This is a genomic window from Buchananella sp. 14KM1171 (assembly GCF_041380365.1).
GTDB classification, from domain to species: domain Bacteria; phylum Actinomycetota; class Actinomycetes; order Actinomycetales; family Actinomycetaceae; genus Buchananella; species Buchananella felis.
The window spans coordinates 632,750-656,567 of record NZ_CP159981.1 but is presented as its reverse complement, the minus strand read 5'-3'; the positions used below and the strand labels follow the sequence as shown (position 1 = coordinate 656,567).

23 protein-coding genes are annotated in these 23,818 nt (G+C 70.6%); 16 read left to right on the top strand and 7 right to left on the bottom strand.

Annotated features, from left to right (window positions below; genetic code table 11):
- Positions 1-64 precede the first annotated feature (64 nt).
- The 12 genes from ABYF38_RS02590 (at position 65) to ABYF38_RS02535 (ending at position 11,252) form a co-directional block, all read left to right on the top strand.
- Positions 65-481: an SRPBCC family protein gene (locus tag ABYF38_RS02590; protein ID WP_371152565.1), complete on the top strand. Its 417-nt coding sequence runs from the start codon at positions 65-67 to the stop codon at positions 479-481.
- Between the two features lie 521 nt (positions 482-1,002).
- On the top strand, positions 1,003-1,326 hold the full coding sequence (locus ABYF38_RS02585; RefSeq protein ID WP_371152564.1) for a TfoX/Sxy family protein: 324 nt from the start codon (positions 1,003-1,005) through the stop codon (positions 1,324-1,326).
- A gap of 253 nt (positions 1,327-1,579) precedes the next feature.
- The gene (locus ABYF38_RS02580; protein ID WP_371152563.1) at positions 1,580-2,212 is read left to right on the top strand and encodes a GyrI-like domain-containing protein; all 633 of its coding nucleotides are present in this window, start codon (positions 1,580-1,582) and stop codon (positions 2,210-2,212) included.
- A gap of 148 nt (positions 2,213-2,360) precedes the next feature.
- Positions 2,361-2,663 (top strand): hypothetical protein, encoded by a 303-nt coding sequence (locus ABYF38_RS02575; protein ID WP_371152562.1) that lies wholly within the window; start codon positions 2,361-2,363, stop codon positions 2,661-2,663.
- A gap of 103 nt (positions 2,664-2,766) precedes the next feature.
- Positions 2,767-3,354: a GNAT family N-acetyltransferase gene (locus tag ABYF38_RS02570; RefSeq protein WP_371152561.1), complete on the top strand. Its 588-nt coding sequence runs from the start codon at positions 2,767-2,769 to the stop codon at positions 3,352-3,354.
- 336 nt (positions 3,355-3,690) lie between these two features.
- The gene (locus ABYF38_RS02565; protein ID WP_371152560.1) at positions 3,691-4,422 is read left to right on the top strand and encodes an NADPH-dependent FMN reductase; all 732 of its coding nucleotides are present in this window, start codon (positions 3,691-3,693) and stop codon (positions 4,420-4,422) included.
- Positions 4,423-4,672: 250 nt separating this feature from the next.
- Positions 4,673-4,954, top strand: coding sequence for an HU family DNA-binding protein (locus ABYF38_RS02560; protein ID WP_371152559.1), 282 nt, complete (start codon positions 4,673-4,675; stop codon positions 4,952-4,954).
- Between the two features lie 423 nt (positions 4,955-5,377).
- Positions 5,378-6,121, top strand: coding sequence for an ABC transporter ATP-binding protein (locus tag ABYF38_RS02555; protein ID WP_371152981.1), 744 nt, complete (start codon positions 5,378-5,380; stop codon positions 6,119-6,121).
- Positions 6,097-7,842, top strand: coding sequence for a hypothetical protein (locus tag ABYF38_RS02550; RefSeq protein WP_371152558.1), 1,746 nt, complete (start codon positions 6,097-6,099; stop codon positions 7,840-7,842). Before ABYF38_RS02555 ends, ABYF38_RS02550 begins: the two co-directional genes overlap by 25 nt.
- A gap of 117 nt (positions 7,843-7,959) precedes the next feature.
- Positions 7,960-8,736 (top strand): glucosamine-6-phosphate deaminase, encoded by a 777-nt coding sequence (gene nagB / locus ABYF38_RS02545; protein WP_371152557.1) that lies wholly within the window; start codon positions 7,960-7,962, stop codon positions 8,734-8,736.
- Positions 8,737-8,901: 165 nt separating this feature from the next.
- Positions 8,902-9,216: a DUF3039 domain-containing protein gene (locus tag ABYF38_RS02540; RefSeq protein WP_371152556.1), complete on the top strand. Its 315-nt coding sequence runs from the start codon at positions 8,902-8,904 to the stop codon at positions 9,214-9,216.
- A gap of 269 nt (positions 9,217-9,485) precedes the next feature.
- Complete coding sequence (locus ABYF38_RS02535) at positions 9,486-11,252, top strand: DEAD/DEAH box helicase (RefSeq protein ID WP_371152980.1); 1,767 nt, start codon at positions 9,486-9,488, stop codon at positions 11,250-11,252.
- A gap of 94 nt (positions 11,253-11,346) precedes the next feature.
- On the opposite strand, the gene ABYF38_RS02530 is transcribed toward ABYF38_RS02535, so the two are convergent.
- Positions 11,347-11,565 carry a helix-turn-helix domain-containing protein gene (locus tag ABYF38_RS02530; RefSeq protein ID WP_371152555.1) on the bottom strand — a complete coding sequence of 73 codons (219 nt, stop codon included), beginning with the start codon at positions 11,563-11,565 and terminating at the stop codon, positions 11,347-11,349.
- Positions 11,566-11,678: 113 nt separating this feature from the next.
- Between ABYF38_RS02530 and ABYF38_RS02525 the strand changes: the two genes are divergently transcribed.
- Positions 11,679-12,317, top strand: coding sequence for a hypothetical protein (locus tag ABYF38_RS02525; RefSeq protein WP_371152554.1), 639 nt, complete (start codon positions 11,679-11,681; stop codon positions 12,315-12,317).
- A 5-nt stretch (positions 12,318-12,322) separates the two neighbouring features.
- On the top strand, positions 12,323-13,900 hold the full coding sequence (locus ABYF38_RS02520) for an AAA family ATPase (RefSeq protein WP_371152553.1): 1,578 nt from the start codon (positions 12,323-12,325) through the stop codon (positions 13,898-13,900).
- Here the strand turns inward: ABYF38_RS02520 and ABYF38_RS02515 are convergent.
- The 4 genes from ABYF38_RS02515 to ABYF38_RS02500 all read right to left on the bottom strand — a co-directional run bounded on the left by ABYF38_RS02515 (position 13,879) and on the right by ABYF38_RS02500 (position 16,331).
- On the bottom strand, positions 13,879-14,490 hold the full coding sequence (locus tag ABYF38_RS02515) for a dihydrofolate reductase (RefSeq protein ID WP_371152552.1): 612 nt from the start codon (positions 14,488-14,490) through the stop codon (positions 13,879-13,881). The two genes, ABYF38_RS02520 and ABYF38_RS02515, sit on opposite strands and share 22 nt — an antisense overlap.
- Entirely contained in the window at positions 14,487-15,299 is an 813-nt protein-coding gene (locus ABYF38_RS02510) for a thymidylate synthase (RefSeq protein ID WP_371152551.1), read from the bottom strand. Before ABYF38_RS02510 ends, ABYF38_RS02515 begins: the two co-directional genes overlap by 4 nt.
- Complete coding sequence (locus ABYF38_RS02505; RefSeq protein ID WP_371152550.1) at positions 15,296-15,715, bottom strand: OsmC family protein; 420 nt, start codon at positions 15,713-15,715, stop codon at positions 15,296-15,298. Before ABYF38_RS02505 ends, ABYF38_RS02510 begins: the two co-directional genes overlap by 4 nt.
- Positions 15,716-15,776: 61 nt before the next feature.
- A complete protein-coding gene (locus ABYF38_RS02500; protein WP_371152548.1) occupies positions 15,777-16,331 on the bottom strand; it encodes a DUF2505 domain-containing protein in 555 nt (184 codons plus the stop codon).
- Positions 16,332-16,373: 42 nt separating this feature from the next.
- Here ABYF38_RS02500 and ABYF38_RS02495 point away from each other — a divergent pair, with 42 nt between their 5' ends.
- On the top strand, positions 16,374-17,855 hold the full coding sequence (locus tag ABYF38_RS02495) for a sensor histidine kinase (protein ID WP_371152547.1): 1,482 nt from the start codon (positions 16,374-16,376) through the stop codon (positions 17,853-17,855).
- Positions 17,856-19,029: 1,174 nt separating this feature from the next.
- Here the strand turns inward: ABYF38_RS02495 and ABYF38_RS02490 are convergent.
- Complete coding sequence (locus ABYF38_RS02490) at positions 19,030-19,278, bottom strand: WhiB family transcriptional regulator (RefSeq protein ID WP_371152546.1); 249 nt, start codon at positions 19,276-19,278, stop codon at positions 19,030-19,032.
- A gap of 165 nt (positions 19,279-19,443) precedes the next feature.
- On the opposite strand from ABYF38_RS02490, the gene ABYF38_RS02485 reads away from it, so the two are divergent.
- Positions 19,444-19,821, top strand: a complete 378-nt coding sequence (locus tag ABYF38_RS02485) for a hypothetical protein (protein WP_371152545.1) — start codon at positions 19,444-19,446, stop codon at positions 19,819-19,821.
- Here ABYF38_RS02485 and ABYF38_RS02480 read toward each other — a convergent pair.
- Complete coding sequence (locus ABYF38_RS02480; RefSeq protein WP_371152544.1) at positions 19,762-23,727, bottom strand: FtsK/SpoIIIE domain-containing protein; 3,966 nt, start codon at positions 23,725-23,727, stop codon at positions 19,762-19,764. The genes ABYF38_RS02485 and ABYF38_RS02480 overlap by 60 nt on opposite strands.
- Positions 23,728-23,818: the final 91 nt, after the last annotated feature.

The window sequence follows — 23,818 nt, the reverse complement described above, 5'->3', positions numbered from 1 at the left end:
CCGTCCTTTGCCATAACAACTATCACCTCTGGTACGAGAATGGTGTCGAACCTTGGCGGAGAGAATGGGTGAAGTAATCGTCGTCTGGGAGGAAGAGCTTCCCTATACTCCGAAGCAGGTTTGGCAGGTGGTTACCGACCTGAAGCGTTGGCAATGGCGCAGTGATCTATCAGAATGCAAGGTTGTTGACGAACAGCGATTTATCGAGACCCCCAAGAAGGGGAAGGTCATACGGTTTTGTGCCACACGCCTCGAAGAACTTCGAATCTGGGAGTTTCAAATGGATTCGCCAACTCTGACTGGTGTGTGGCGTGGAACCTTTGAATCAAAGGGAAAAGGCGGCTGTCATGTCACCTCCGTAGAAACCGTGAAGTTTCGCCGCAGGCTATTTCCGAGGTGGGTTGCTAAACGATTCCTAGTGACCTATCAAGCCCGCTATTTCCGCGATCTCCGAGCTGAGCTTCAATCACGCTATGGCTGACTGCCGGTGCCGGTGCCGGTGCCGGTGCCGGTGTTGGGGCGCGAAGAACTCTTCATGCGCGAACGGCGGGCAGCGGAGAGTCTGGCTCGTCATCCACCTTTTTGTCGTCCTGTGGTGTCAGCGCGGCAAGGGAGTCGCGGAGATAGGTTCGCGGGAAAGCAGCGCCCGGCGGTCGGAAATTGCGCAGAATCAAGCAGAAAACACGCTCCCGCAAAATGCGCGATGTGCGAGTGCTTGTGTCTTCCTTGTAAGTCGCCCCGTAGGGGCGGCTGAACACCAACGGGGCTTGCGGCGCTATCCCGAGCCCATCCTCGCGCCCCCAAGCTCGCAAATGCTGCAACGGGGTACGTGCGACCGCTTGGTGCCGCGCCCCCGATCGGTCGGATGTACCCCGACCGTACGCTTGTGCGCTCGGTGCCACTCCGGCCCGCCCGGTTTTCCTACGGGAGTCCCCGCTCGAAGCGCACAATGGTCCCTAAACGGTGTCGCTCCTTCAAGGCGGCCGACGAGGGAGGCCCAAAGTGTCGTCTACCAAGGAATACCTGGACTACGTGCTGGACCTGCTCAGGGGTCTGGACGGCGTCGCTCACCGCAGGATGATGGGGGAGTACGTCATCTACCTGCGCGGGAAGGTGGTCGGTGGCATCTACGACGACCGCTTTATGCTCAAGCCCACGAAAACCGCCCTGGAGTTGCTGCCGGATGCGCGAATGGAGCTGCCCTACGAGGGCGGAAAGCCGATGATCTTGGTGGACGTCGAGGATTCAGCCGTGGTGGCCAGGCTGGTGGCCGCAGTGCACGACGATCTTCCCTCCCCCAAGAAGACCGCGCGCCCGCGCGCATGAGTAAGCGCGCGCGGTAGCGCACCTCGCGCCGCTCCATTCCGCGCACTGCCCCGCCCGGTCCGCGCACCGCCCCGCCAGGTCCGCTAGCACCCGCCCCACCCGGTCCGCGCGCCGCTCCCACCGGCCGCGCTAGCACGCCCTCCCGCTCCCGTTAGCGCTCCCTCCCGCTCCCGCTCCCGGGCCAACGGTCGATTCCCCGCCCCCGCCCCCTCGACACCCGATAGGCTGCGCACATAGGAGAGAGGGGGGAGCCGTGGCCTTCGATTTCAAGCAGGAATTCCCGGAGCTCTATTCGCCCAAGACCACGCCCGGCGTCGTCACCGTGCCGCCCATGAACTTCGCGGCGGTGCGCGGGCACGGCGCCCCGATGGACCCGAGCGGACGCTTTCAGTTGGCGATCGAGCTGCTCTACCACGTGGTTTTCGCGATCAAGATGTCGAGGCAGGGCCCGCGCCAGATTGATTGGTTCTTCGACTTCGTGGTCCCTCCGCTGGAGGGGTTTTGGTGGCAGGACGGCGTGGCGGAGCTGGACCTGACCCGCAAGGACGCCCTCAAGTGGATCCTGGCGATCCGCCTGCCGGACTTTGTCACCGACGCGGACTTCGACTGGGCGGTCCGGGAGGCCGCGAGCAAGAAGGACCGGGACTTCTCCACCGTGGAGTTCTTCCGCTACGACGAGGGCCTGTGTGTCCAGTGCATGCACACCGGCGCCTTCGACGACGAGCCCGCCACGGTCGCCGCCATGCGCGCCTTCGCGCTCGAGCAGGGTTTCGCGCTTGACTACTCGCCCACCCGCCTGCACCACGAGATTTACCTGAGCGACGCCAGGAGCGCGGGGCCCGATCGCCTCAGGACCGTGCTACGCCTGCCGATCCGCCACAATTAGGGACGACGCCCCGCCCGCCGCCCCGAGCGGTGGGTCGCCCGGCTAGGCGCCTGTTGCGAGGGACGACGCCCCGCCCGCCGCCCCCAGCAGCGCGCCCGCCCGCAATACGCCAATGTTCGAGCCCCTGCCGCAGGAAGGAGTCGCCCCGATGGCCTGGCTTCCGGTCCGCGCGATGCTGAATCGGGCCGACGCGCTCGCGGCCGCCACCGCCTGGTTCGAGGTGGCGGCCCGGCACAAGCTGCGCTTTGATCCGGCGCTGCTGGAGCGCCTGTCTTCGGCCCGGGGGACGCGCGAGTACGTGCGCGCCTGGAAGGCGCTGCGCTTCACGGTGCACGGGATCCCGGCTCGGGGCCTGGACTCTTACGCCTTCGAGCGCGGCGCGCACCCGGACCCGTACGAGGGCGCGGGGGAGTTCTTCGCCGCCTACGATCGCGCCTACCGCTACTTTTAGAGGCGCACGGCCACCGTCCGCCCACCACCGTCCGCCCACCGCCGCCCGCCCGCCCATCAGCGTCCGCCCACCGCCGGCGGCAAGCCCAGAAGGGAAGACCCACATGGAGAGTGTCGAGATCCGCGACGGCCAGTCCGCTCGCGCCTACGGGAGCGCCCTGATGCAGGCGGGCCACGTGCGACTGGTGCCCAGCACGGAGGAGCACTTCGTGACCTTGGCGCAGTGGTGGCAGCGCCCGGATTGGGCGGTGTTGCAGCAGGACGTGGTTAAGCCGCGCCCGCTGTCCGCGATCGTGGAGCAGTTTCGGCAGTGGAGCTCGAATGCCACTACCTCGAGCGTCGGCTTTTCGGTGATGGTGGGCGACACCCTGGTGGGGCACGTGACCATGTGGGGGATCGGGCCGGTGACGCGCACGGGCACGTTTGCGATCATCATTGGCCCGGAGCACGTGGGGCTGGGCTACGGCTCGGCGGCCACGCGCCTGATGCTGGCCTACGGGTTTGAGGAGCTGGGTCTGCACAAGATCGAGCTGACCGCCTGGGCCTACAACGATGCCGCCCTGCGCGCCTACGAGCGCTGCGGCTTTGTGCGCGAGGGCGTGCGCCGTGAGGCGGTTTTCCACGCGGGCGCCTACCACGACCAGGTGCAGATGGGCATTCTGGAGCGCGAGTACTGGGCGGCCAAGAGCTAGGTCGGCGGTGCGGGTGGGGTGTGGGTGGCCGACGTCGTCCCCATGGCCGCCCTGAATGTGCGGCCGCAGCGTGGGGGCGTGGGTGGCCGACGTCGTCCCCATGGCCGCTCTGAATGTGCGGCCGCAGCGTGGAGGGGTGGGTGGCCGACGTCGTCCTACTGGCCGCCCGGAGTGTGCGGCCGCAGTGAGGGTGGGCGATCCCACGGGCCCCGGTCGGTTGCGGGTCGCGAACGCGGCAAGGCGGGCAGCGTAGGCTAGGCGCAGTTCGTCGGTCGGATCCGAGTGGCCGGGCAGTGCGGCCCGCCAGGGAGTCGGCCCACCAGGGAAAGGACCCCCATGATTAGGCTTGGGATCATAAACGCGGCGGCGTCGGCGCGCAGGCACGGCGACCCGATCGCGGACTGGATCGAGGCGGTGGCCAGGCGCTGCGGCGCCTTCCAGGTGGAGCGGATCAACCTGAAGGAGGTTAACCTCCCGCTGTTCGACGAGCCGGAGCTGCCCCGCCTGCGCCGCTACGTCAACCCGCACACCGTGGAGTGGTCCAAGCGGATCGACGCGCTGGACGCCTTCATCGTGGTCATGCCGGAGTACAACCGTGGCTACCCGGCGATCTTGAAGAACGCCATCGACTACCTGGCACGGGAGTGGGCGTTCAAGCCGGTCAGTGTTGTCTCCTACGGCGCCACCATGTCCGGGGGCGTGCGGGCGGCCGAGTCCCTCACGCCGGTGCTGGTGGCCATGCAGATGATGGTGGTGCGCGAGCAGGTGATGATTCCCTTCGCTCCCACCCATCTGCACGACGGCGTTTTTGTCCCCACCGAGGGCATGCAGGAGGGCGCGGAGGCGATGTGCGAGGCGCTGGTGCGCGCCGACGCCGCCATGCACCTGCTGCGCACGGACCTGGACGAGGTGGGCGACCAGCAGGGCGTTGCTCCCTTCGGGGCTGACGAGGTGGTGACCGGGCGGGACCCGAACCAGCCGCGCGACGACCGGGAGGCGTGGCGTCGCGCCGGCGGGGTGGGCCCGGAGCTGGGCACGTCCACGGAGATCTTCCGCCCCGAGCGGTGAGGCAAGGGTGCCCTGTCTTTTCGCTGGCAGGGTGCGGAAAAGTCCGAGCGCCAGGGACGCAATACCCACATCGTTCTGACGTCTGAGGTGTGCGGTGTCAGAATGAGGGCTTGGGGGTGTTACTTTTCCCGCTTAGATGCCGGAAATTCCCCTCAAATCGTGGTCTCCACGCGCTTCATTGCGTAGTGTCAAGCCACAACGGGCCGCGACGCTTCGCGGTAATTACCGAACCACAGACGAGAGGATTGACATGTCCGTCAACCGCACTGAGCTGATTGCCGCCATCGCCGAGCGCACCGACCTGACCAAGGCCCAGGCTGACGCCGCCATCGCCGCCTTCCAGGAGGTCGTCATCGAGTCCCTGTCCAAGGGCGAGCCGGTCAAGATCACCGGTCTGCTGTCCATCGAGCGCGTGGCCCGCGCCGCCCGCACCGGCCGCAACCCGCGCACCGGCGAGGAGATCAAGATCCCCGCTGGCTTCGGCGTGAAGGTCTCCGCTGGCTCCACCCTGAAGAAGGCCATCGCCAAGTGACCTCTCCCCGCAAGGGGAGCATCTGCAGGGGCGCGACACTGAGGTAGCGCTGAAGCAGGAAGAGCAGGTGGGCACCGGGTTCAACCCGGTGCCCACCTGCTCTATTCGTCCGCGGGGAGGACCGGGCCGCCGCTGGCGTTTCCGCCCCTGGAAGGAAGCGCGGCTAGCGCGGCTAACCATATGGTTTTGAGCATGAGTTCTGGTATCCCTCAGCCCTCCAACCAGCCCCCAGTCGCCCCGCAAGGAGCGCCCGCCCAGGCGATGGCGGCACAAGGTGGCGCTCAGTTCGCCCCGCAGTTCGCCCCGCAGTTCGCCCCGCAGGCCGCTCCAGGTTCCCCGCAGCTGCCGCCCCCGGTGGCCATCCCCGCCCAGGCGGTGCCCCCGAGCCAGCTGCCCCCGGTGGACCCGCAGGCTGCGCTGAGCATGCGGGGCCTGGTGAAGATCTTTGGTCAGAACGTCGCCGTGGCGGGCCTGAGCCTGGACATCCCCGCCGGCTCCTTCTACGGCGTAGTTGGCCCCAACGGCGCCGGCAAGACCACCACCCTGAACATGGCCACCGGGCTGCTGCAGCCCGACGGTGGCGTGGTGACCGTGCACGGCGTGGACGTGTGGGGCCGCCCCGAGGAGGCCAAGCGCAAGCTGGGCGTGCTGCCCGACGGCATGCGCCTGTTCGACCGCCTGAGCGGCCGCGACCTGATCACCTACGTGGGGCGCTTGCGCGGCATGCCCCCTCACCTCATCGCTGAGCGCACCGAGCAGCTGCTGCGCGTACTCGGGCTGGAAGAGGCCGCAGGCAAGCAGGTGGGCGACTACAGCGCCGGCATGACCAAGAAGGTCTCCCTGGCCTGCGCCCTGGTGCACTCGCCCGACGTGCTGGTGCTCGACGAGCCCTTCGAGGCGGTAGACCCCGTCTCCGCCGCCGGCATTCGCACCATGCTGCAGCACTTCACCGCCCAGGGCGGCACCGTCGTGCTCTCCAGCCACGTCATGGCCACCGTGGAGGCGCTGTGCACCCACGTGGCAATCGTCCACCGCGGCCAGATCATGGCCGCCGGTACCACGGCCGACGTTGCCGCCGGCATGTCCCTAGATGACCGCTTCGCCTCCTTGGTGGGCGGAAACGGCAAGCAGGAGGAGCTGACGTGGTTGCGACCCTCGTCAAACTGAGGTTCCGCCTGCTGGCAGGCATGCTCTCCCAGAGCACCATGCGCCTGGTCCTGGCGATCCTGGGCGGGCTGTACGGGCTGTTCTGGCTCGTATTAATGTTCATGGCGGCGTTCTTCGTCGGCGATGAGTCCGTCCACGTTGCCCACACCGCGCTGACGTTGGTGGGCGGGGCGATCGTGCTCGGCTGGGCCACCGTCCCGCTGCTGGCCTCGGGCGTGGACAACACGCTTGACCCGCGTAACTTTGCCCCCTACACCTCCGCCACCCCCAGGTTCGCCCTGGGGCTCCTGCTGGCCGGCGGCATGGGCATCCCCGGCCTGATCACCGCTCTGATCCTGGGCCTGCCCATCCTGACCTGGGCCCGGGCCGCTCAGCCGGAGGCGATCGTCCTGGCGGCAGTCATTTGGCCACTGGCGACGCTGACCAGCTGGCTGCTGGCCCGCGTCAGCACGACCTTCTTCGCCGGGGCCGGGCGCTCCCGCAAGGGACGCGACCGCAACACGATGGTGCTAATGGTCCTGCTGGTCCCGCTCATGGGCATCGGCTTCGTGCTGCCCGGGCTGATGGAGAACATCTCTGGCGGGCTGCTGATCAAGGTCGCCACAGTCCTGGCCTGGACCCCGTTCGGGGCCGGCTTGGCCGCTCCCGGCTCCCTGGCCACGGGCGCCATAGGCGCGGCCGTGGCCCAGGTGGCCATCGCTGCGGTCACCACCGCGCTGCTGTGGTGGGCCTGGCTGCGCCTGCTGCCCTCCGCCATGCTCGGTGCCCCGCTCGGGCGTGCACAGGCGGACCTCGCCGCAGTCCAGCGCCACCTGGACACCCCGGTGGACCAGGCGCCCGCCACGCCGCAGGCCGGTCAGAACGCTGCGGTGGGTGGGGCGTCGTCCAGCACGGCCAAGCGGAGCTGGGCGCTAGCCGACGCGCTGGCCAAGCTGCCCGGCATCGACCCCGTCACCGCCGTCATCGCCGAACGCTCCCTGCGCTACAAGTACCGCGACCCGCGCTGGCTCTCCCTGCCGGTCCTGATGGTCGGATTCAGCGCCCTCATGATCGCGGCCGCCCCCGTGATCATCGAGAGCGGATCGAAGTCCTTTGGGGACGGCGGGGGAGTGGGCCTCGCCTTCAGCTCGTTGCCCACCTTCCTGACCTTCTTCATCGCGTTCGTGCTGCAGTCCGTGCATGCAGACATCGCCTACGACTCCACCGCCTACTGGAGCCACATCTCTGCGGGAGTCAGCCCGCGCGCGGAGATCCGGGGCCGCTTCCTGGCCTCCGTCATCGGCTACCTGCCGCTGGTCCTGGTCATCTCCCTGCTGGGGGCGTGGCGGCTGGGCCTCGGGGTGGACGGAGCCGCATTCGTGGGCGGAAACGTCGGGATCTCGCTGGCCATGATGGGCATGGCATACGGCGTGGCCGGCCACTTCATCTACCCCGTCCCGCCGCCCGGGGCCTCGCCCTTCAACAACGCCGGCATGGGCGCGGGCGGCCTGACCCTGGTGGTGCAACTGGTGGTCTTTGCCCTGATGGGCGTCTTGTCCATCCCCATCGTGATCGCCTCCCTGTTCACCCCAGACACACTGGTGGGGCAGAGCCTGCTGGGCGCCGGGACCGTGGTCTACGGGATCCTGGTGGCGCTGGCCGGCGCGGCCATCGGCACCGCCGGCCTGGCCAAGAACCAGGTCGCCTTCCTGACCAAGATGCGCTCCTGGCCCAAGCACTAGGCGGCGCCGCGCAGGCCCGACCGGGGACAGGAGCGGGACCCTGGTCGGGCCGAATCGGGCCCGCAATGGCCTAAAGTTGACCGGGGCGGCCACGGAGGCCGCAAGGAGGAGTACGCCATGGACGTCGTAATTGTTCCCGACGATGCAACGATCGGTGCGCTGGCCGCCGACCAGTACCAGAAGCTGCTGGAGGCCAAGCCCAACGCAGTGATCGGCCTGGCCACGGGCTCTAGCCCGCTGTCCACCTACGCGGAGCTGATCAAGCGCTACCAGGCCGGCCAGATCTCCTTCGCCCAGGCCACCGCGTTCATGCTGGACGAGTACGTGGGAATCGACCCGGACCACCCGGAGCGCTACCGCAACGTGATCCACAACGAGATCGCCTCCAAGGTGGACCTGCGCCCGGAGGCCGTGCACGGCCCGGACGGCAACGCCGAGGACCTGGAGGCGGCCTGCGCAGACTACGAGGCCAAGATCGCGGCCGCCGGCGGCGTGGACCTGCAGATCCTGGGCATCGGCTCCGACGGCCACATCGCCTTCAACGAGCCCGGCGGCTCCCTGGCCTCCCGCACCCACCTGGGTGTGCTGACCGCCCAGACCCGCCAGGACAACGCCCGCTTCTTCGACGGCGACCTGGACAAGGTGCCCACCCACTGCCTCACCCAAGGCCTGGCCACCATCATGAGCGCCAAGAAGCTCGTGCTGGTCGCCCAGGGTGCCGGCAAGGCGGAGGCGATCCGTCAGCTGGTCGAGGGCGGCGTGAGCGCCAAGTGGCCGGCCACGATCATGCAGCACCACCCCGACGCCCTGGTCATCGTGGACGAGGCCGCCGGCTCCAAGCTGGAGCTGGCCGACTACTACCGCGAGGTCGCCAAGGCCTCCGGGCTGGTCTGATCCAGGCCGCTTAGCGCCGTCCCCCAGCGCGCGGGGACTAAGCAGGCCGGTGTTGTGCCCCCGCTAGGGAATCTCCCCAGCGGGGGCACACCCGTTCCCGGCGCGGGAAGAATCTCACGCCCGCCCGCCGCGCCGCCGCTTCCAGCGCGGCATAGACTGGTGGGCATGCGAACTCCTGTGCTAGCAACCGAGACCGAGGGCGAGACCTCTGTAGGCGTGCTCGAGCGCGAGGAGACGGCCACCCAGCCGGAGTCCTCAGACGGCGACGGCGACCGCTTTGCCCACTACGTCCGCAAGGACAAGGTGGCCGCCTCCGCGATCAGCGGCGCCCCCGTAGTCGCCCTGTGCGGCAAGGTGTGGGTGCCCGGTCGCGACCCCAAGAACTACCCGGTCTGCCCCACCTGCAAGCAGATCATGCAGGAGCTCACCGGTGGCGGTGGGGGAGCGCGCTGGCCCTTCAACTGGGGCGGCAAGCGCTAGTGAGCACCGCCCCCGCCGGGGCCGAGGACCAGCTCGCTTTGTTCGGGCCGGGGTCCGCGCTGCCCGCAACCGCCCCGCCAACAGCCCAACCCGCCTGGCCGCGCCCCACCACCTCCCCGGGCGAGGAAACGCACCCGTCCGCTGATCGGGGCGGCGCGGCGGCAACGTCGGCCACCTCCAGCAGCAACGCGGCGGGCGCCACCCCAGGCGGGGCGCCGGCACGCACGCCCGCCTCCCGCAGCGGCGCCCCCAACCCGGCCAGCGCCTCGGTGCACGCCGCCTCCCAACTCTCCCCGTCCTTCCCGGCGCGCGCCGCGTGGGGAACGGCCGGCTCCCTGCGCGCCTGGCAGGCCGCCGCCCTAGAGAAGTACCTGGCCGCCGACCCGCAGGACTTCCTGGCCGTGGCCACCCCGGGCGCGGGCAAGACCACCTTCGCGCTGCGCGTGGCTGTGGAACAACTGGCGCGCGGCACCGTCAAGCGCGTCGTGGTGGTCTGCCCCACCGAGCACCTGAAGGTGCAGTGGGCCGACGCCGCCGCCCGCGTGGGCATCCGCCTGGACCCCGCCTTCGCCAACGCGCAAGAGGAAGAGGGCAGCCACTACCACGGCGTGGCCGTCACCTACGCCCAGGTGGCCTCCAACCCCGCCGTCCACCGCCGCCGCACCGCCTCCGCCCCCACCATGGTGATCCTGGACGAGATCCACCACGGCGGCGACGCCCGCTCCTGGGGAGACGGCATCGGCGAGGCCTTCGGCAAGGCCACCCGCCGCCTGTCCCTGACCGGCACCCCCTTCCGTTCGGACGAGTCCAAGATCCCCTTCGTGCGCTACGTCGAGGACGAGCACGGCGTGCTGCGCTCGCGGGCGGACCACTCCTACGGCTACGGCGACGCGCTGCGCGACGGCGTGGTGCGCCCAGTGCTCTTCCTGGCCTACTCCGGCACGATGGCCTGGCGCACCCGCGCCGGGGAGGAATACGCCGCCCGCCTGGGCGAACCCCTCACCAAGGACCTCACCAAGCAGGCCTGGCGCACCGCCCTGGACCCCAGCGGCGAGTGGATCACCGCCGTGCTGGAGGCCGCAGACAAGCGCCTGACCGAGGTGCGCCGCTCCGTGCCCGACGCCGGCGCCCTGGTGATCGCCACCGACCAGAAGGCCGCGCGCGCCTACGCCGCCCTGCTGCGCCAGATCAGCGGTGAGGCGCCCACCGTGGTGCTCTCAGACGACTCCGGCGCCTCCGAGCAGATCGACAAGTACTCCGCCTCCCGCAGCCGCTGGCTAGTGGCAGTGCGCATGGTCAGCGAGGGCGTGGACATCCCGCGCCTCGCGGTGGGCGTGTACGCCACCAACACCGCCACCCCCCTGTTCTTCGCGCAGGCCGTGGGCCGGTTCGTGCGCGCCCGCCGGCGCGGCGAGACCGCCTCCATCTTCCTGCCCTCCGTGGCGCCGCTGCTGGAGCTGGCCGGCGAGCTAGAGGTGGAACGCGACCACGCGCTCGGCAAGCCCGCCGGGAGCGCGGAAGAGGGCGACTTCCACCCCGAGGAGGCGCTGATCGCCCAGGCCAACCGGGTGGAAAACGCCAGCGACGACCTGTTCGGCCAGTTCGAGGCCCTGGACGCCGACGCCTCCTTTGACCGCGTGCTCTTTGCCGGCGGCGAGTTCGGCACCGAGGCGGCCGTGGGATCGGTGGCCGAGCAGTCCTACCTGGAGCTGCCTGGCTTCATGGAGATGGACGAGTTCACCTCCGCGCTGCGCGACCGCCAGGCCTCCCAGCTGGCCCAGCAGGAGCGCGAGCGCGCCGCCGCGGCGCTGCGCGACTCCAACGCCGGGGTGAGCGACCACCGCCAGCGCGCCCAGCGCCGCAAGGAGCTGCAGCGCCTGGTCAGCGCGTGGGCGCAACGCTCCGGGGAGCCGCACGCCAACGTGCACGCCGACCTGCGCCGCCGCTGCGGCGGGCCGGAGGTGGCCAAGGCGACCACCGAGCAGATCGAGGCGCGAATAGAGCAGCTGCGCCGGTGGTTCGTGGGCAAGAAGTAGCGCCCCGCCCCGGCAGGAGTGGGCAAGAAGTAGCGCCCCGCCCCGGGACGAACCCGGCCGCGAGGCGCCGCTTTCTCATAGGCGGGCGTTTTGCCTAGCCCACCCGGAAGCCCTCTGCGGCGATGCGCTCCTTGTTTGCCGCGTAGGCGCGTTCGATGTAGGCGTCGAGCTCGGAGTCCTCGATGCGCCAAACGTTCTTGCCACCCACCTGGATGCCAAGGAGTTCCCCGCTGTGGAGCATGGCGCGTACTGCGGAGACGGAAACCCCCAGCTGCTCGGCTACGTCAGCTACCGTGAAGAACCTGCGTGTCATGCCCCAATCATGTCATTTCGTGCCAGTTGGTGCACACACGCGCAAGGCAATGTGGATAAACACGACACTGTGGATTGGCCCCGTTTTGCCCGCAAAGAGGGCAATATGTGTGGGTGCGGAACAAAGCTAACCCGGCCCGCTTGCGGCGCTCCCGTCTGACCGACCCCCGCCTGATCATCGGGATCCTCCTGGTGTGCGCGTCCGTGGCGCTCGGGGCGGTGGTGGTGGGTAAGGCCACCAGCAAGACCTCCTTCCTGATGCTCACCCAGACCGTGGAGCAGGGCAAGGTGATCACGCAGGACATGGTCAGGTCCGTCCCGGTCAACCTGGGCGAGGCCGAGGACAGCTACGTGCGCACCCTCGAGGAGGGCACCATCGCCAGCCGTTCCATCAAGGCCGGTGAGCTCCTTTCCGTCAACGCGATCGCGGCCGCAGGGGAGTTGCAGCTGCGCCGCGTCATGGTGCCGGTGCGCGGCGAGCTGCCCCAGACCGCAGTGGTGGGTAGCCAGGTGGAGCTGTGGAAGCTGCCCGATACGGGCACCTCGAGCCTGCGCGAGCGGCAGACGGAGCCGGAGAAGGTGGCCGACGGCCTAGTGATCGCCCGCCTGCCGGAGGCCAGCGGCGGGCTGGGGCGCCTGCCCTCGGCAAACAGTGTGGAACTGGTGGTGCCCGAGGCAAGCCTGCAGACCGTGCTGGCCGCGATCTCCGCCCCCGGCGGCCTGACCCTGGTCCCGACCGGGGTGGGAGAGTAGGCGCCGTGACTGAGAGCTTCGGGGTGCTCCTGTGCCTGGAGGGTGCGCTGGAGGAGGAACTGGTCCGCAAGCTAGCTAGCGGACCCATCTACGTCGAGCGCCGCTGCGCCGACGTGGTGGAGCTGCTGGCCTGCTCGTCGGCCGGCCTGGGCGAGCTCGCCCTGATCAGTCTGGAGATGGAGAATGTGGACCGCGCCACCGTCACCGCCCTGCACCGGGCCGGCGTGAAGGTGGTGCTGGCCTGCGCGCCGGGGGATGAGGCCCGGGCCGCAGACCTAGCCGATGCCTTCGTGCCGCTCGATGCGAGCGCCGGCGCCTGCGTGGAGGTGTTGGAACACCTGGTCAGGGGGGACGACGTTGCCCCGCTGGCCGCCCTCCTCACCGCGCCGGTACCTGCCGGACCGGAGGGGCTGCTGGACTCCACCGACCCGATGGACCCCGGCCCGGGCGGGCCGGCGCAGGGCGAGCGGGGCCAGCGGGGCCAGGCGCCCCTGAGCGGGCCCGGGCAGGCCGTGCCCGCAGCGCAGGGTGGCACGCTGGCCGCCCTCCCGCAGTCAGACGCCACGGCAACGGCCGTGCTGCCCTCCCCGCTGGAGGCGGCCGCCCCGGCCGCGAGCGCGGAGGCGCTGGCGGCGCCGGTGGCGAGTGCCCCGGTGCCGGGTACGGCCCCCGCCTTCGGGGCCAGTCCCTTTGGTGCCCCCGGGCAGGCCGCCTTGGACACCGGTTACCTGGAGACCGAAGGGGGCGGCGGCAGCGACCTGATCGCAGTGTGGTCCGGTCCCGGCTCCCCCGGACGCACCGTGCTGGCGGTGGAGGTGGCCGCCGAGTGCGCCGCCCAGGGCTGGAACACGCTGCTGGTGGACGCCGACACCCTGGGGCCCTGCCTGAGCCAGTCCCTGGGCTTCTTGGAGGAAACGAGCGCCCTGGCGGTGGCCTGCCGCTACGCCGCCCACGGGCGCCTGGACGCCAAGACCCTCACGGAGCTGGCCGCCAACGTCTCCACCCGCCTGGACCTGCTGGCGGGGCTGACCCGGGCCGATCGGTGGCGCGAGCTGCCCTCCTCTGCGCTGGAGGAGGTGTGGCAGGCCGCCCGCGAGGCCTACGACGTCGTAGTGGTAGACCTCAGTGGGGCGCTGCTGGACCCGGGCGCCACCAACTCCTACGGGCCGGTGCGCGACGACGCCACCATCAGCGCCCTAGAGGCGGCGTCCGCGGTGCTCCTGGTGGGGGCCGCTGACCCGGTCTCGATGCGCCGCCTAGTGGGCGCCTCCGGGGAATTGGAGGAACTGCACCTGACCAGCGGGCGAGTGGTGCTGGCCGTCAACCGGGCCCCGGCGCAGCGGCGCGCGGTGGATGAGGCCCTGGCGGTGGCCGCGCGCTACACCGGCCGATCCGTGATCGTGCCCGTGCCGCGCGCCGACGACCAGCTGGCCACCGCCCTGCTGCACGGCAGGCCGGCCCGTTCCCCCAAGACAGAGTTCTCCGGCGCGGTCGCCAAGCTCACCGCCCTGCTCCTGGAGGAGCGGGTGCGGGAAAAGAAGCGCCTAGCTCACCGCAAGGCTCAGCAGGAGCGGGCGAAGTAGTTCACCCGCCAGCGCAGCCCGTCGCTCTCGGTGCGCCAGTCCTGATCGGAGACCGCCAGCCTCTCCCAGCCCTGCTCCAGGGACGGCGCGTAGACCAGGTGCGGCGAGTGCGCCACCTCTAGGTCCAGCTGGGAGACCACGCAGAGCTGCACGCGCTCCAGGCAGGCCCGGTAGATCTGGCCGCCACCGGAGACCCACAGGCGGCCGCCACGGGCGGCCGCCCTCTGCTGCGCCACCTCCCAGCCCTCCTCCAGGCTCGTGACCACCGTGAGCGTCGCATCCAGGCCGCGCTCCGCCACCCGCTGATCGAAATGGGCCCGGTCCACCTGGCTGCTGCGAGAAACCACCACCATGTCCCTGCCGGCCAACACGCCCGGCAGGCTCTCAAACGTCAACCGTCCCAGCAGCAGCGCCCCGCCCCACGTGGTGCGCTTGAAGTGGGCGAAGTCGCCCGGCACGTTCCACGCCATGTTGGGGCCGTCCCCGATCACGCCGTTCACGTCCTGCGCCCAGATCGCTCCAGGGCCGGCGATGTCAGCAATCGGGTCGGAGGTAACGTCGTCCATCGGCTCAAATCCCTCCACGCTCACACCGCCACCGGTGCCTTGATCGGGGCGTGGTGCTCATAGCCCACCACCTCCACGTCCTCAAACCGGTAGGAATCGATGCTCTGCGCGCGGTGCAGCCGCAGCTGCGGGAAGGCGAAGGGGCGGCGGGAAATCTGCTCCCGCACCTGGTCGAAGTGGTTGCGGTAGACGTGGCAGTCCCCGCCAGTCCACACCAGCTCTCCCACCTCCAGGTCCGCCTGCTGCGCCAGCATGTGCGTCAGCAGCGCGTAGGAAGCGATGTTGAACGGCACCCCCAGGAAAAGGTCCGCGCTGCGCTGATAGACCTGCAGGGACAGGCGGCCCTTGGCCACGTAAACCTGGAAAAAGGCGTGGCACGGCGCCAACGCCATCTTGCTCAACTCGCCCACGTTCCAGGCACTCACCAGCAGGCGGCGCGAATCGGGATCGCGGCGCAAGGTCTCCAACAGCGTGGCGATCTGGTCCACGGTGGCGCCGTCGCGCGTGGGCCATGACCGCCACTGCACCCCGTAAATCGGGCCCAGCTCGCCGTCCTGCCCGGCCCACTCGTCCCAGATGTGAACGTCCTTCTCCCGCAGCGAGTTGTTGTTCGACTCCCCGCGCAGGAACCACAACAGCTCCTCCACCAGGCCGCGCAAAAACACCCGCTTGGTGGTGATGAGCGGGAAGGACTCAGACAGGTCGTAGCGCAGCTGGCGCGCGAACACGGAGCGGGTCCCCACCCCGGTGCGGTCCTCCTTCTCCACGCCGTGCTCAAGCACGTCAGCTAGGAGCGCCTCGTAGGCCCCCAAGCCGCTGCCGGTGCCGCTCATTGCGCGCTAGCCTCGTCAACTACAGCGAAGTTGTAGGTGGCGCCGTTGGCCAGGGTGTGGCCGATCGTGCAGTTGCGCTCGATCGCGCCCTCAACCCGCTCCATCAGGGTGGCGCGGGCCGCGTCGTCCAACGCGGACAAGTCAGTCAGGAACTCCATCTCAAAGTGGGAGTAACGGTTCTCGCCCTCCGGCTTGACCACGTCCACGCCCACGTGGGCGGAAAACGCCTCCCCCAGCGCGGCAGCCAGGCGCTTGTCCGCACTCAGCGTGTGGCACGTCGCCAACGCCAGTCGCAACAACTCCCCGGGGCTGAACATGCCCGGCTCGTCGCCGATCAGCACCTCTGCTCCGTTCGCGTTACGCCCCACGTAGGAACGGTTGCCGGTACGGGTTGCCCACAATGCGTTACTGCTCATTGCCCCATCTTCGCACGAGCACACCGGCCCAGGTAGCGGGCGTGAACCACGCCAAAGCGCACTAGAGCAGGGCGCGCACCACGGCAGCGTCGGCCAAACAAAGACCGCCCACGTGCTCGGTCGCCTTGCCCGCCAACATCCCGCCCAGCAGCGGCACGTTCACGGTGACGTCCCCGCTCAACCGGCGCTGGCAGCCGTCCGCAGTGGGGTAGAGGGAGGCCTGCGCGCTCACCACCACCTGCGGGTTGTCCAGGCGGACCTCCACCCTGCCCGTGCGAGAACCGTCCGGGGCCGGCGCCCCCCACTCCTCGGTGACGTGCGCCCGCAGGTCGCCGCTCAGGAACGCCTTCACCATTGAGGCCGCATCCCCCAACGCCTGCGGGTGAACCGTCATGGTGAACTCCAGCCGGCTGGCGCCGTTCGGGTAGGCGAGCACGCTGGTGCCCTCCAGCTGCCGCATCAAGTCCGGCAGCGCCCCCAGCTCACTAGGCCTCAGCCCGGTTGCCCACCTGGCCAGGGCATCCTGGCGGGCCCGCCACAGCTCCTGCGAGGACAGCAGCGCGCCCACCCGGGCGGCCGGGGCGGCAAAGGAATCGACGTGGGTGAACTGGGCCATGGGGCACCTCCGGGGTGAGAACCTGACAGCTAGGCTAATCGCGTGCCCCACCTCAATGACATCCTTGGCCCCGCGATCGGTGAACAACTGACCAGCGAGGACGCCGTCTGGCTGCACAAACTCGTCTCAGACTGGCAGGTGATCGCCGACCTCTCCAGCGCAGACCTGCTCATGTGGGTGCCGGTGCAGGCCGGGCGCTTCGTGGCCGCCGCGCACTGCCGCCCGGCCACCGGCGCCACCGTGCACATCGACGACGTGATCGGCCGCCACCTGCCCGGCACGCGGGCCGGTGCACTGCTAGAGGCGATGGAGACCGGCGCGATCGTCACCCCCCTGGACACGCGGTGGGCGGGCACCTACGCCATCTCCGAGCGACTGATCCCGGTGGTGCACAACGGGCGCACCATCGCCGTCCTGGCCCTCCAGTCCGCCTCCGGGGCCGCCAACGCCATGTCCCCCCTGCAGCGCTGGCAGATGGCCGCCGCCGAGATCCTGTGCAACATGGTTGCGGCCGGCACCTTCCCTGCGGAGGACAGCCCCGGCTCCAAGCGCGGCGGCCCGCGCGTGCCCGACGGCGCCGTCCACATCGACGCCGACGGCGTGGTGCTGCACGCCAGCCCCAACGCGATCTCCGCCTTCACCCGCCTAGGCCTGCCCGGCAACCTGGTAGGGGAGACCCTGGCAGAGAAGGTCACCGAGGCGCTCGAGGAGCACACCACCGTCGAGGAGACCCTGGCGGTGGTACTGATGGGACGCGCCTCCTGGCGCACCGAGGTCGAGGTGCACGGCACCCACCTGGCCATGCGGGCCATCCCGCTCTCCCGTAACAAGGAGCGCCTGGGCGCGATCATCCTGGTGCGCGACATCACCGAGATTCGCTACCGCGAACTGGAATTGATGACCAAGGACGCCACCATCCGGGAGATCCACCACCGCGTGAAGAACAACCTCCAGACGGTCTCCGCGCTGCTGCGCCTGCAGGCGCGCCGCTCCCAGTTCCCGGAGGTCAAGGAGGCCCTGGAGGAGGCCGAGCGGCGAGTCTCCATGATCGCCATGGTCCACGAGGCCCTGTCCCAGAGCGCCGACTCCTCCCTCAACTTCGACGAGGTGGCCGGCAAGGTGGTGCGCATGGCCAGCGCCGTCGCCTCCAGCCACAACTACGTGCGCGCCACGGTGGAAGGCACGTTCGGCGAGGTGGACTCCGACGTGGCATCCACCCTGGCCGTAGCGCTCTCAGAGCTCGTGTCCAACTCCGTGGAGCACGGCTTTGGCGAGGTGGACGGGGAAATCCTGGTCACCAGCGAGCGCAGCGGCGACGACCTGGTGATCCACGTGCTCGACAACGGGGTAGGGATCGCGGACGGTGCCGCCCTCAGCGGCCTGGGGACCCGGATCGTGAAGACCCTGGTGCGCGGGGAACTGCGCGGAACCATCGACTGGGGGGCCCGCCCCGGTGGAGGGACCGACGTGACCATCCGGGCCCACGCCCGCGGCGCCAACGTGAAGCGGGAGCGCTACGAGTAAAGGCCTGGCGCCGTTCTGCGCGCGCGGGGGAGCGCCGAGGTGGCGGTGTAGTGCCGTGTCGGCCGCCCGGCTTGGCCGGTAGAGGCCGCCCGGCTTGGCCGGTAGAGGCCGCCCGGTTTGGCCGGTAGAGGTCGCCCGGCTTGGCCGGTAGAGGTCGCCCGGCCCTTTCACCCGTGGTGGCCGACGTTCCGCCCGCCGTCGGGTATCCGTGCTGATCCCCGTGGTGGCTGCCTGTGGTGGCCGACGTTCCGCCCACCGTCGGGTATCCGTGCTGATCCCCGTGGTGGCCGCCTGTGGTGGCCGACGCTCCACCCACCGTCGGGTATCCGTGCTGATCCCCGTGGTGGCCGCCTGTGGTGGCCGACGTTCCGCCCACCGTCGGGTATCCGTGCTGATCCCCGTGGTGGCTGCTGCGGGTTGCCCCCGAGCTCACAAGCGTGCGGTCGGGGTACATGCGACCGCTCGGGGGCGTGGCACCGGTCGGTCGGATGTACCCCGTTGCAGCATTTGCGAGCTTGGGGGCCGGGGATGGGTGCTGTGGGCCTCGATGGGGCGCCGGTGCTCGCCGTAGGTGCCGGGTGTGCGCAAGCGATTGAGGGCTTAGTGCACCTCTCGTAGGGTTGGTGTACCTCTCGTGGGCTTAGTGAACCAGTCGTAGGCTTAGTGAACCAGTCGTAGGCTTACCCGGCCGGGTAACCCCTCAATCGGTGCACCAAAAGCTCAACAGCTGCACCAAGAGCTCAAAAGGTCGGGAAACCCTACAACCGTTTGCGCAATGCCGGCCGGGAGCGTCGGGCGTCGGGGCGGGCGTTGGGTGGAAGGGGAGCGGAACGTCGTGCCGGGGTGGTGGCCGGTGGTGGAGTGGTGCTCTGGATGCGGTGGGCGTTGGGCAGGGGCCTGCCACGGGAGGGGTGGCTTGCTCCCTCAAGCGCGCGAACGCGTGGCCGAGGGAGTGGCGGCGGGCGGTCGTGGCGGCCAGGGCAGACTGCGTCGACGCCGGTCGGTCGCATCGACGCCAAGCGGTCGCGTTGACTCGGGCCGAGCGCATTAGCCCCGAGCGCGGGCGGATGATGGTGCAGGTGACCGGGGTCTTGGGGCGGGGCTAGCGGCAGGGAGCACGCAAAGGGGGCGGGGTGCGCAAAAGCGCACCCCACCCCCTTGTGTTGCAGACGGGTCAGCTGGCCCTGCGGGCTCGCGCTGCGCGTCGCTTGATAGAGCGACGCTCGTCCTCACTCTTGCCGCCCCAGACACCGAAGTCCTGGCCGTTGCTCAGTGCCCAGTCGAGGCAGGTGCTCTGCACCTTGCACTGGGCGCACACGGACTTCGCAGCCTCGATCTGGGCGATCGCCGAACCGGTATTCCCCACCGGGAAGAACAGCTCGGGGTCCAGATCTAGGCAGGCGGCGCTACTACGCCAGTCCATTGCGGCTCCTTTAACTAAATCCAGGGCTTGTAACTTCCCCCAGAAATCAACGTCCCATAGCTTCACATGTTGCTAGGAGAGGGACAAGAGTTGACCGACTACTTCACAACACAACTAGCGGTGGTGATGGTCACAAGGCCGGCGTGGCCCATAGGATTGCTCCTTGTGACTGAAAACCCCACCTCCTTTCGTGGCCGGTTGGCGGCGATGCCGCGCGCTACCCTCACCGGCTGGTCCCTGGCCTGCACAGAGGTCTTTTGGGTCACGGGCCTGGCGGTGATCTTGCTGCTGAGTGGACAGACGGACGGGATGCTGGCAGCGGCGCTCTGGCTGCTCCTGGCGGTGGGGATCGCCTTCGGCGTGACTGGCTTGCCCAAGCAGGCCAGTCACGCCCGCCCGTTGCTGATCGTCTCCAGCCTGGTCATCCCGATCACCCTCATGTCCTCATACCCGCTCAGCGCGCTGACGATCGCGCTCAGTGCGCTAGCCCTGGGCGTGCTGGGGTCGATGCTCCACCCCGACACCGCTGAGTTCCTGGCATAGCCGCACCTCCTGCACGGAGCGGTAGACGACGATCGCCCCGTCCGGGTGGAGCGAGGACTGCCCCAAATCCACCGGTGCCAGCGCCCGCGCCGCGCGGCTGAGCCGGCCCACGAACACCAGTGCACCGCGCGCCTTTGCCTCAGCCAGCGGGCCACGCAGCGCCCCCAGCGCCTCCTCCGGGGAAGCCGCCACCACCGGGCAGTCCGCCTCCCCACCCGCCGGCTCGCCGGCTGCCGGACTCGTGGCGGGCCGCAGCTGCATGCGCAGCCCGGCCTCCACCTGATCCCGCAGCGCGCCGGGAGCACCGATCACCGCCACGTTGCTGGGCACCCAGACGGGCCCGGCCGGGCTCATGCCCACCCCCAGCCAGTCCAGTTGACCGCCCGGTCCGCCACGCCCTCGCGGCCCGCCCGTCCCACTCGGTCCGCCCGTGCTGCCCGGACCACGCCAGCCGCCCTGGTCGGCGGGCGCCGGGAGGGTGGTTGGTGCGGGAGCACCGGCCACGCCGGGCAGGGCACGTGCCGCGCCCGGCGCGGCCCCCACGGGCGGCGCAGGTGGCGCGGGCGGTGGGAGCTGCGCCAGCCTGCAGGGGCCCGGCAGCGCGGGGTTTTGGGCCGTCCATGCCGCAGCCCGTTGATGGAGTACACCCGGCGCCCCCAGATCGACCGACATCGCCACCTGATCGCGCTGGACCGCCGCCGCTGCCGCGCTAGGCACCCCCGGACGAACCGGCTGCGCTATCCGCTCGCGCGCGGCCTCCCTCTCGGCTGCCTGGCCACGCGCGATACCGGCGGCAGCCCCAGAGGGCAGCGTGACCTGGCAAGCCACCCACGCCTCCGCCAGCCACAAGCCCCGCCCCGGGGCACTCGGAGCCGGCGGAGGCGCAGCACCGGGGGTGGCGGGCCCCGGGCCGCCCTGGGCGGCCCGGGGCATGAGCTCTGCGGGAGCCCCGGCCAGCAGGAGCCGCCCAGGGGCCAGGCGGGCCAGGCCCCGAGTTTGCGAGCAGGCCAGGATGCACGCGCCGCCCAGCGAGTGGAAGCTACGCACCAGCGAATCGACCACGCTCGAGCCCGGGGCGTCCAGCTGATCGGCGTCGTCGATCACCAAAACGGCGCCCTCCAACGCGCCGGGAGCCAGGGACCCCCACCACGCCAGCAGCCGTTCGATGTGTCGGGAGTCGCGACCATCCACGGCCGCGAAACCAGGCAAATCCCACCACGGCTCCCACGCCGGATTGCCCGGGTGCGCCAGCACGCACACCCGCCCGCCTGCCGCCCAAGCGCTCGCGGCGAGCTGCGCGCACGCGATCGACTTGCCGCTCCCGGACCCTCCCGCCACCAGGACGCTTCGCACGGGGGCGGCAATCGGGGTCCAGGCCTGGGCGGCAACGTCGTCCACCACTAGGGCCGGGTAGGGACAGGCCGCGGTCGCCACGCGCTCCACTGGGATAGCGGCGGGAAGGGGCGGGGCCCACAGCGGCCGCGCGGGACTCCCACCCAGCTCGGCGCACGCCCGGGCGGATTGCTCGCGCCACGACTGCCGTCCAGTCCCAAGCGCGGGAGTGCGAATCTCCACCTCCGCGTCCGTTTGCACCAACGCGCCGCCGGGGGAGGGCAGCAGGCAGGCGCCGGCGTGGCCAAGCACGTCGCGCGAGTCCACCTCTGTGGATACCCGCAGGCAGATCCGCACCGACGTGTTCGCCGCGATCTCCGGGCTGATCGCTCCCGCAGGCCGCTGCGTGGCCAGCACCAGGTGCATCCCCAACGACCTGCCCTGCGCCGCCAGGCGCAGTAGCGTGGCCAGGAGGTGCGGGTGGGAGTCTCGCAGCACCCGGAATTCGTCCACCGCCACCACCAGCGCCGCCGGGCGCTGGCCGGGCGGCAGCTGGCCCACCTCTCGCCGCCCGAACTCTGTGAGCAGCCGTTCCCGGCGGGCCAGCTCCACCTGCAAAGCCTGCAAGGCGCGCTCGCCCGCCGCGCCGTCCAGATCCGTCAGGACCGCGACAGTGTGGGGCAGGACGCGCAGCGGGTTGAAGGTGGCGCCGCCCTTGTAGTCGAACAGGAGTAGGTTGAGATCGGCCGGCGAATTGCGCAGGGCCAGGCCGGTGAGGAAGAAGGTCAGCAGCTCCGACTTGCCCGACCCCGTCCGGCCGGCCACCAGGGCGTGCGGGCCGTCCCGCTCCAGGTCCAGGTAGACGGGACCGCCCTGGCCCACCCCGATGGGGGCGCGCAGGCTCGGGTGGGAGCGGGCGAAGGTGAGCTCCGCGCGGCCCAGCGGGCACAGGGAGAACGGGTCTGGTGCCGTTCCCCATGCCGGGAGCCGCTGCGGATGGGTACCCGCCGGCGGGACCAGCTCGCCCCGCCCCGGCCTGGCCGGGCCCGGTTGAGCGCGGTCGCGGCCGGTGAGAGCACGTTGGGTGCTGGCCCAGCCGGACTCAGCCCGGCCGGGCCAGGGCAACAGCACCCGCGCCGCCCAGAAGCGCTGGGCGCTGGAACGCCAGTTGGCGCCGGGCAGCGGGCCTGCGGGGGCGAGCAGTCTGCAGTGGGGAAGCTGGGCCTCGGTGGGCGCCCAGGCCAGGTAAAGCCGGGCGGGCCGGGACGAATCGCCCGCCGGGCCCCCTACGCCGGGCGCTGGGAAGGTGCCGGGCGCTGGGACGGTGCCGGGCGCTGGGAAGGTGCCGGCCTGCGTCTCGGTGACGGCGGTGCTTCCCCCGGCAGCGGGGGAGTGCCTGGCACTGACCCACTCCACCCGCCACCCCAGGCACAGGGCCTGGACAGAGAGCCAGAGAGCTAGGGCAAAGCCGTCCTCCCCCACGGTGCCGATCACCGTGCCCTCGCCCACCCGCGCCCAGGCTCTCCCCACCCGTGCACCTCCCGACCGAACGCCTCCCGGTCGGGCGCCTGCCGGCCGCGCGATCCGCCCGACGCTCCCCGCACCTCCCGCCGCGAATCCGGTGGCGTCCAGGCTCAGGCTGAGCTGCCGGGCCACCCCGGGTGCCGTCCTCGCGCTACCCGCCGCAGGGGCGGGGAACTGGGCGGCCAGGCGCGGCAGGACGGAGTAGAGCAGCCGGGCCGGGTCCGATCTCACTAGGCGGCGGGTGCGGTACTCGCGCACCCGCGCGGAGAGCCTGCGCCAAAGTGGCGCTCCCACCCAGCGCAGGAGCGCCCACGCCACCACGGCCGCGCCGATCACCAGCGCGGCCCGCCGCCACCCGCCGGTGCGCAGGAGCGGCCAGGCGAGCATGAACACCACCGGCATCGCCAGCCGCGCCACCCAGGTGCCGAGACCTGCCTTTCCCCGCGCGCCACCACCGGCATACCGTCCGTAGCCGCTCAGCCCCGAGTCCTGCCCGCCGCTTCCGCCTAGGGCGTGCTCGCGCTCGTCGTCCAGGGACCAGCCTGCAGCCCCGACTGTATCCGCCGCGCCCGGCACGCTTGTGCCCGCCCTGCTCCCCGCGCCCACCGCAGGCAAGGGAGCGCTCAGCGGCGAGGCGGTCAGGCCGGACAAGCTCGGCCCGTCGTGCCCGCCCGGCTGCCCGATTTGCCCTGTTTTGTCCGACGTTCCGCCCTCCGCCCCGCCGTGCCCGCCCGCTGCGTCTGGGACCGTGCTGCCGACGGTGAGCGGCCGCAGCGCCAGGGCGGTCTGCCCCAGCCTGACCACCTCGCCGGGGCGCCAGTGCCGCCAGCCCGCGCGCCCCGTCCGACCGGCCACCCCGGTGGCGGCGGGCCGGACCCCGGGCGCGTAGCGCCAGGTCACTCCGCCCCGACCCGCGCGGACCTCCAGGTGGAACCTGGACACCCGGGGATCGCTGAGGGAGTCCGGGCCCCTGCCGAGCCGACTGGTGCCGGTAGGCAGCAGGAACCTGGCCCCCAGGTCCGCGCCCTCAATCACGTCTATCGCCCACACCCCTTCAGTGTTGGTGGGCGCTCTCCTCGGGCAAAACCGGGGCGGCGCCGGGACGCGACTAGCGATTTCCACAGGGAGGGCCGCCGCCGGG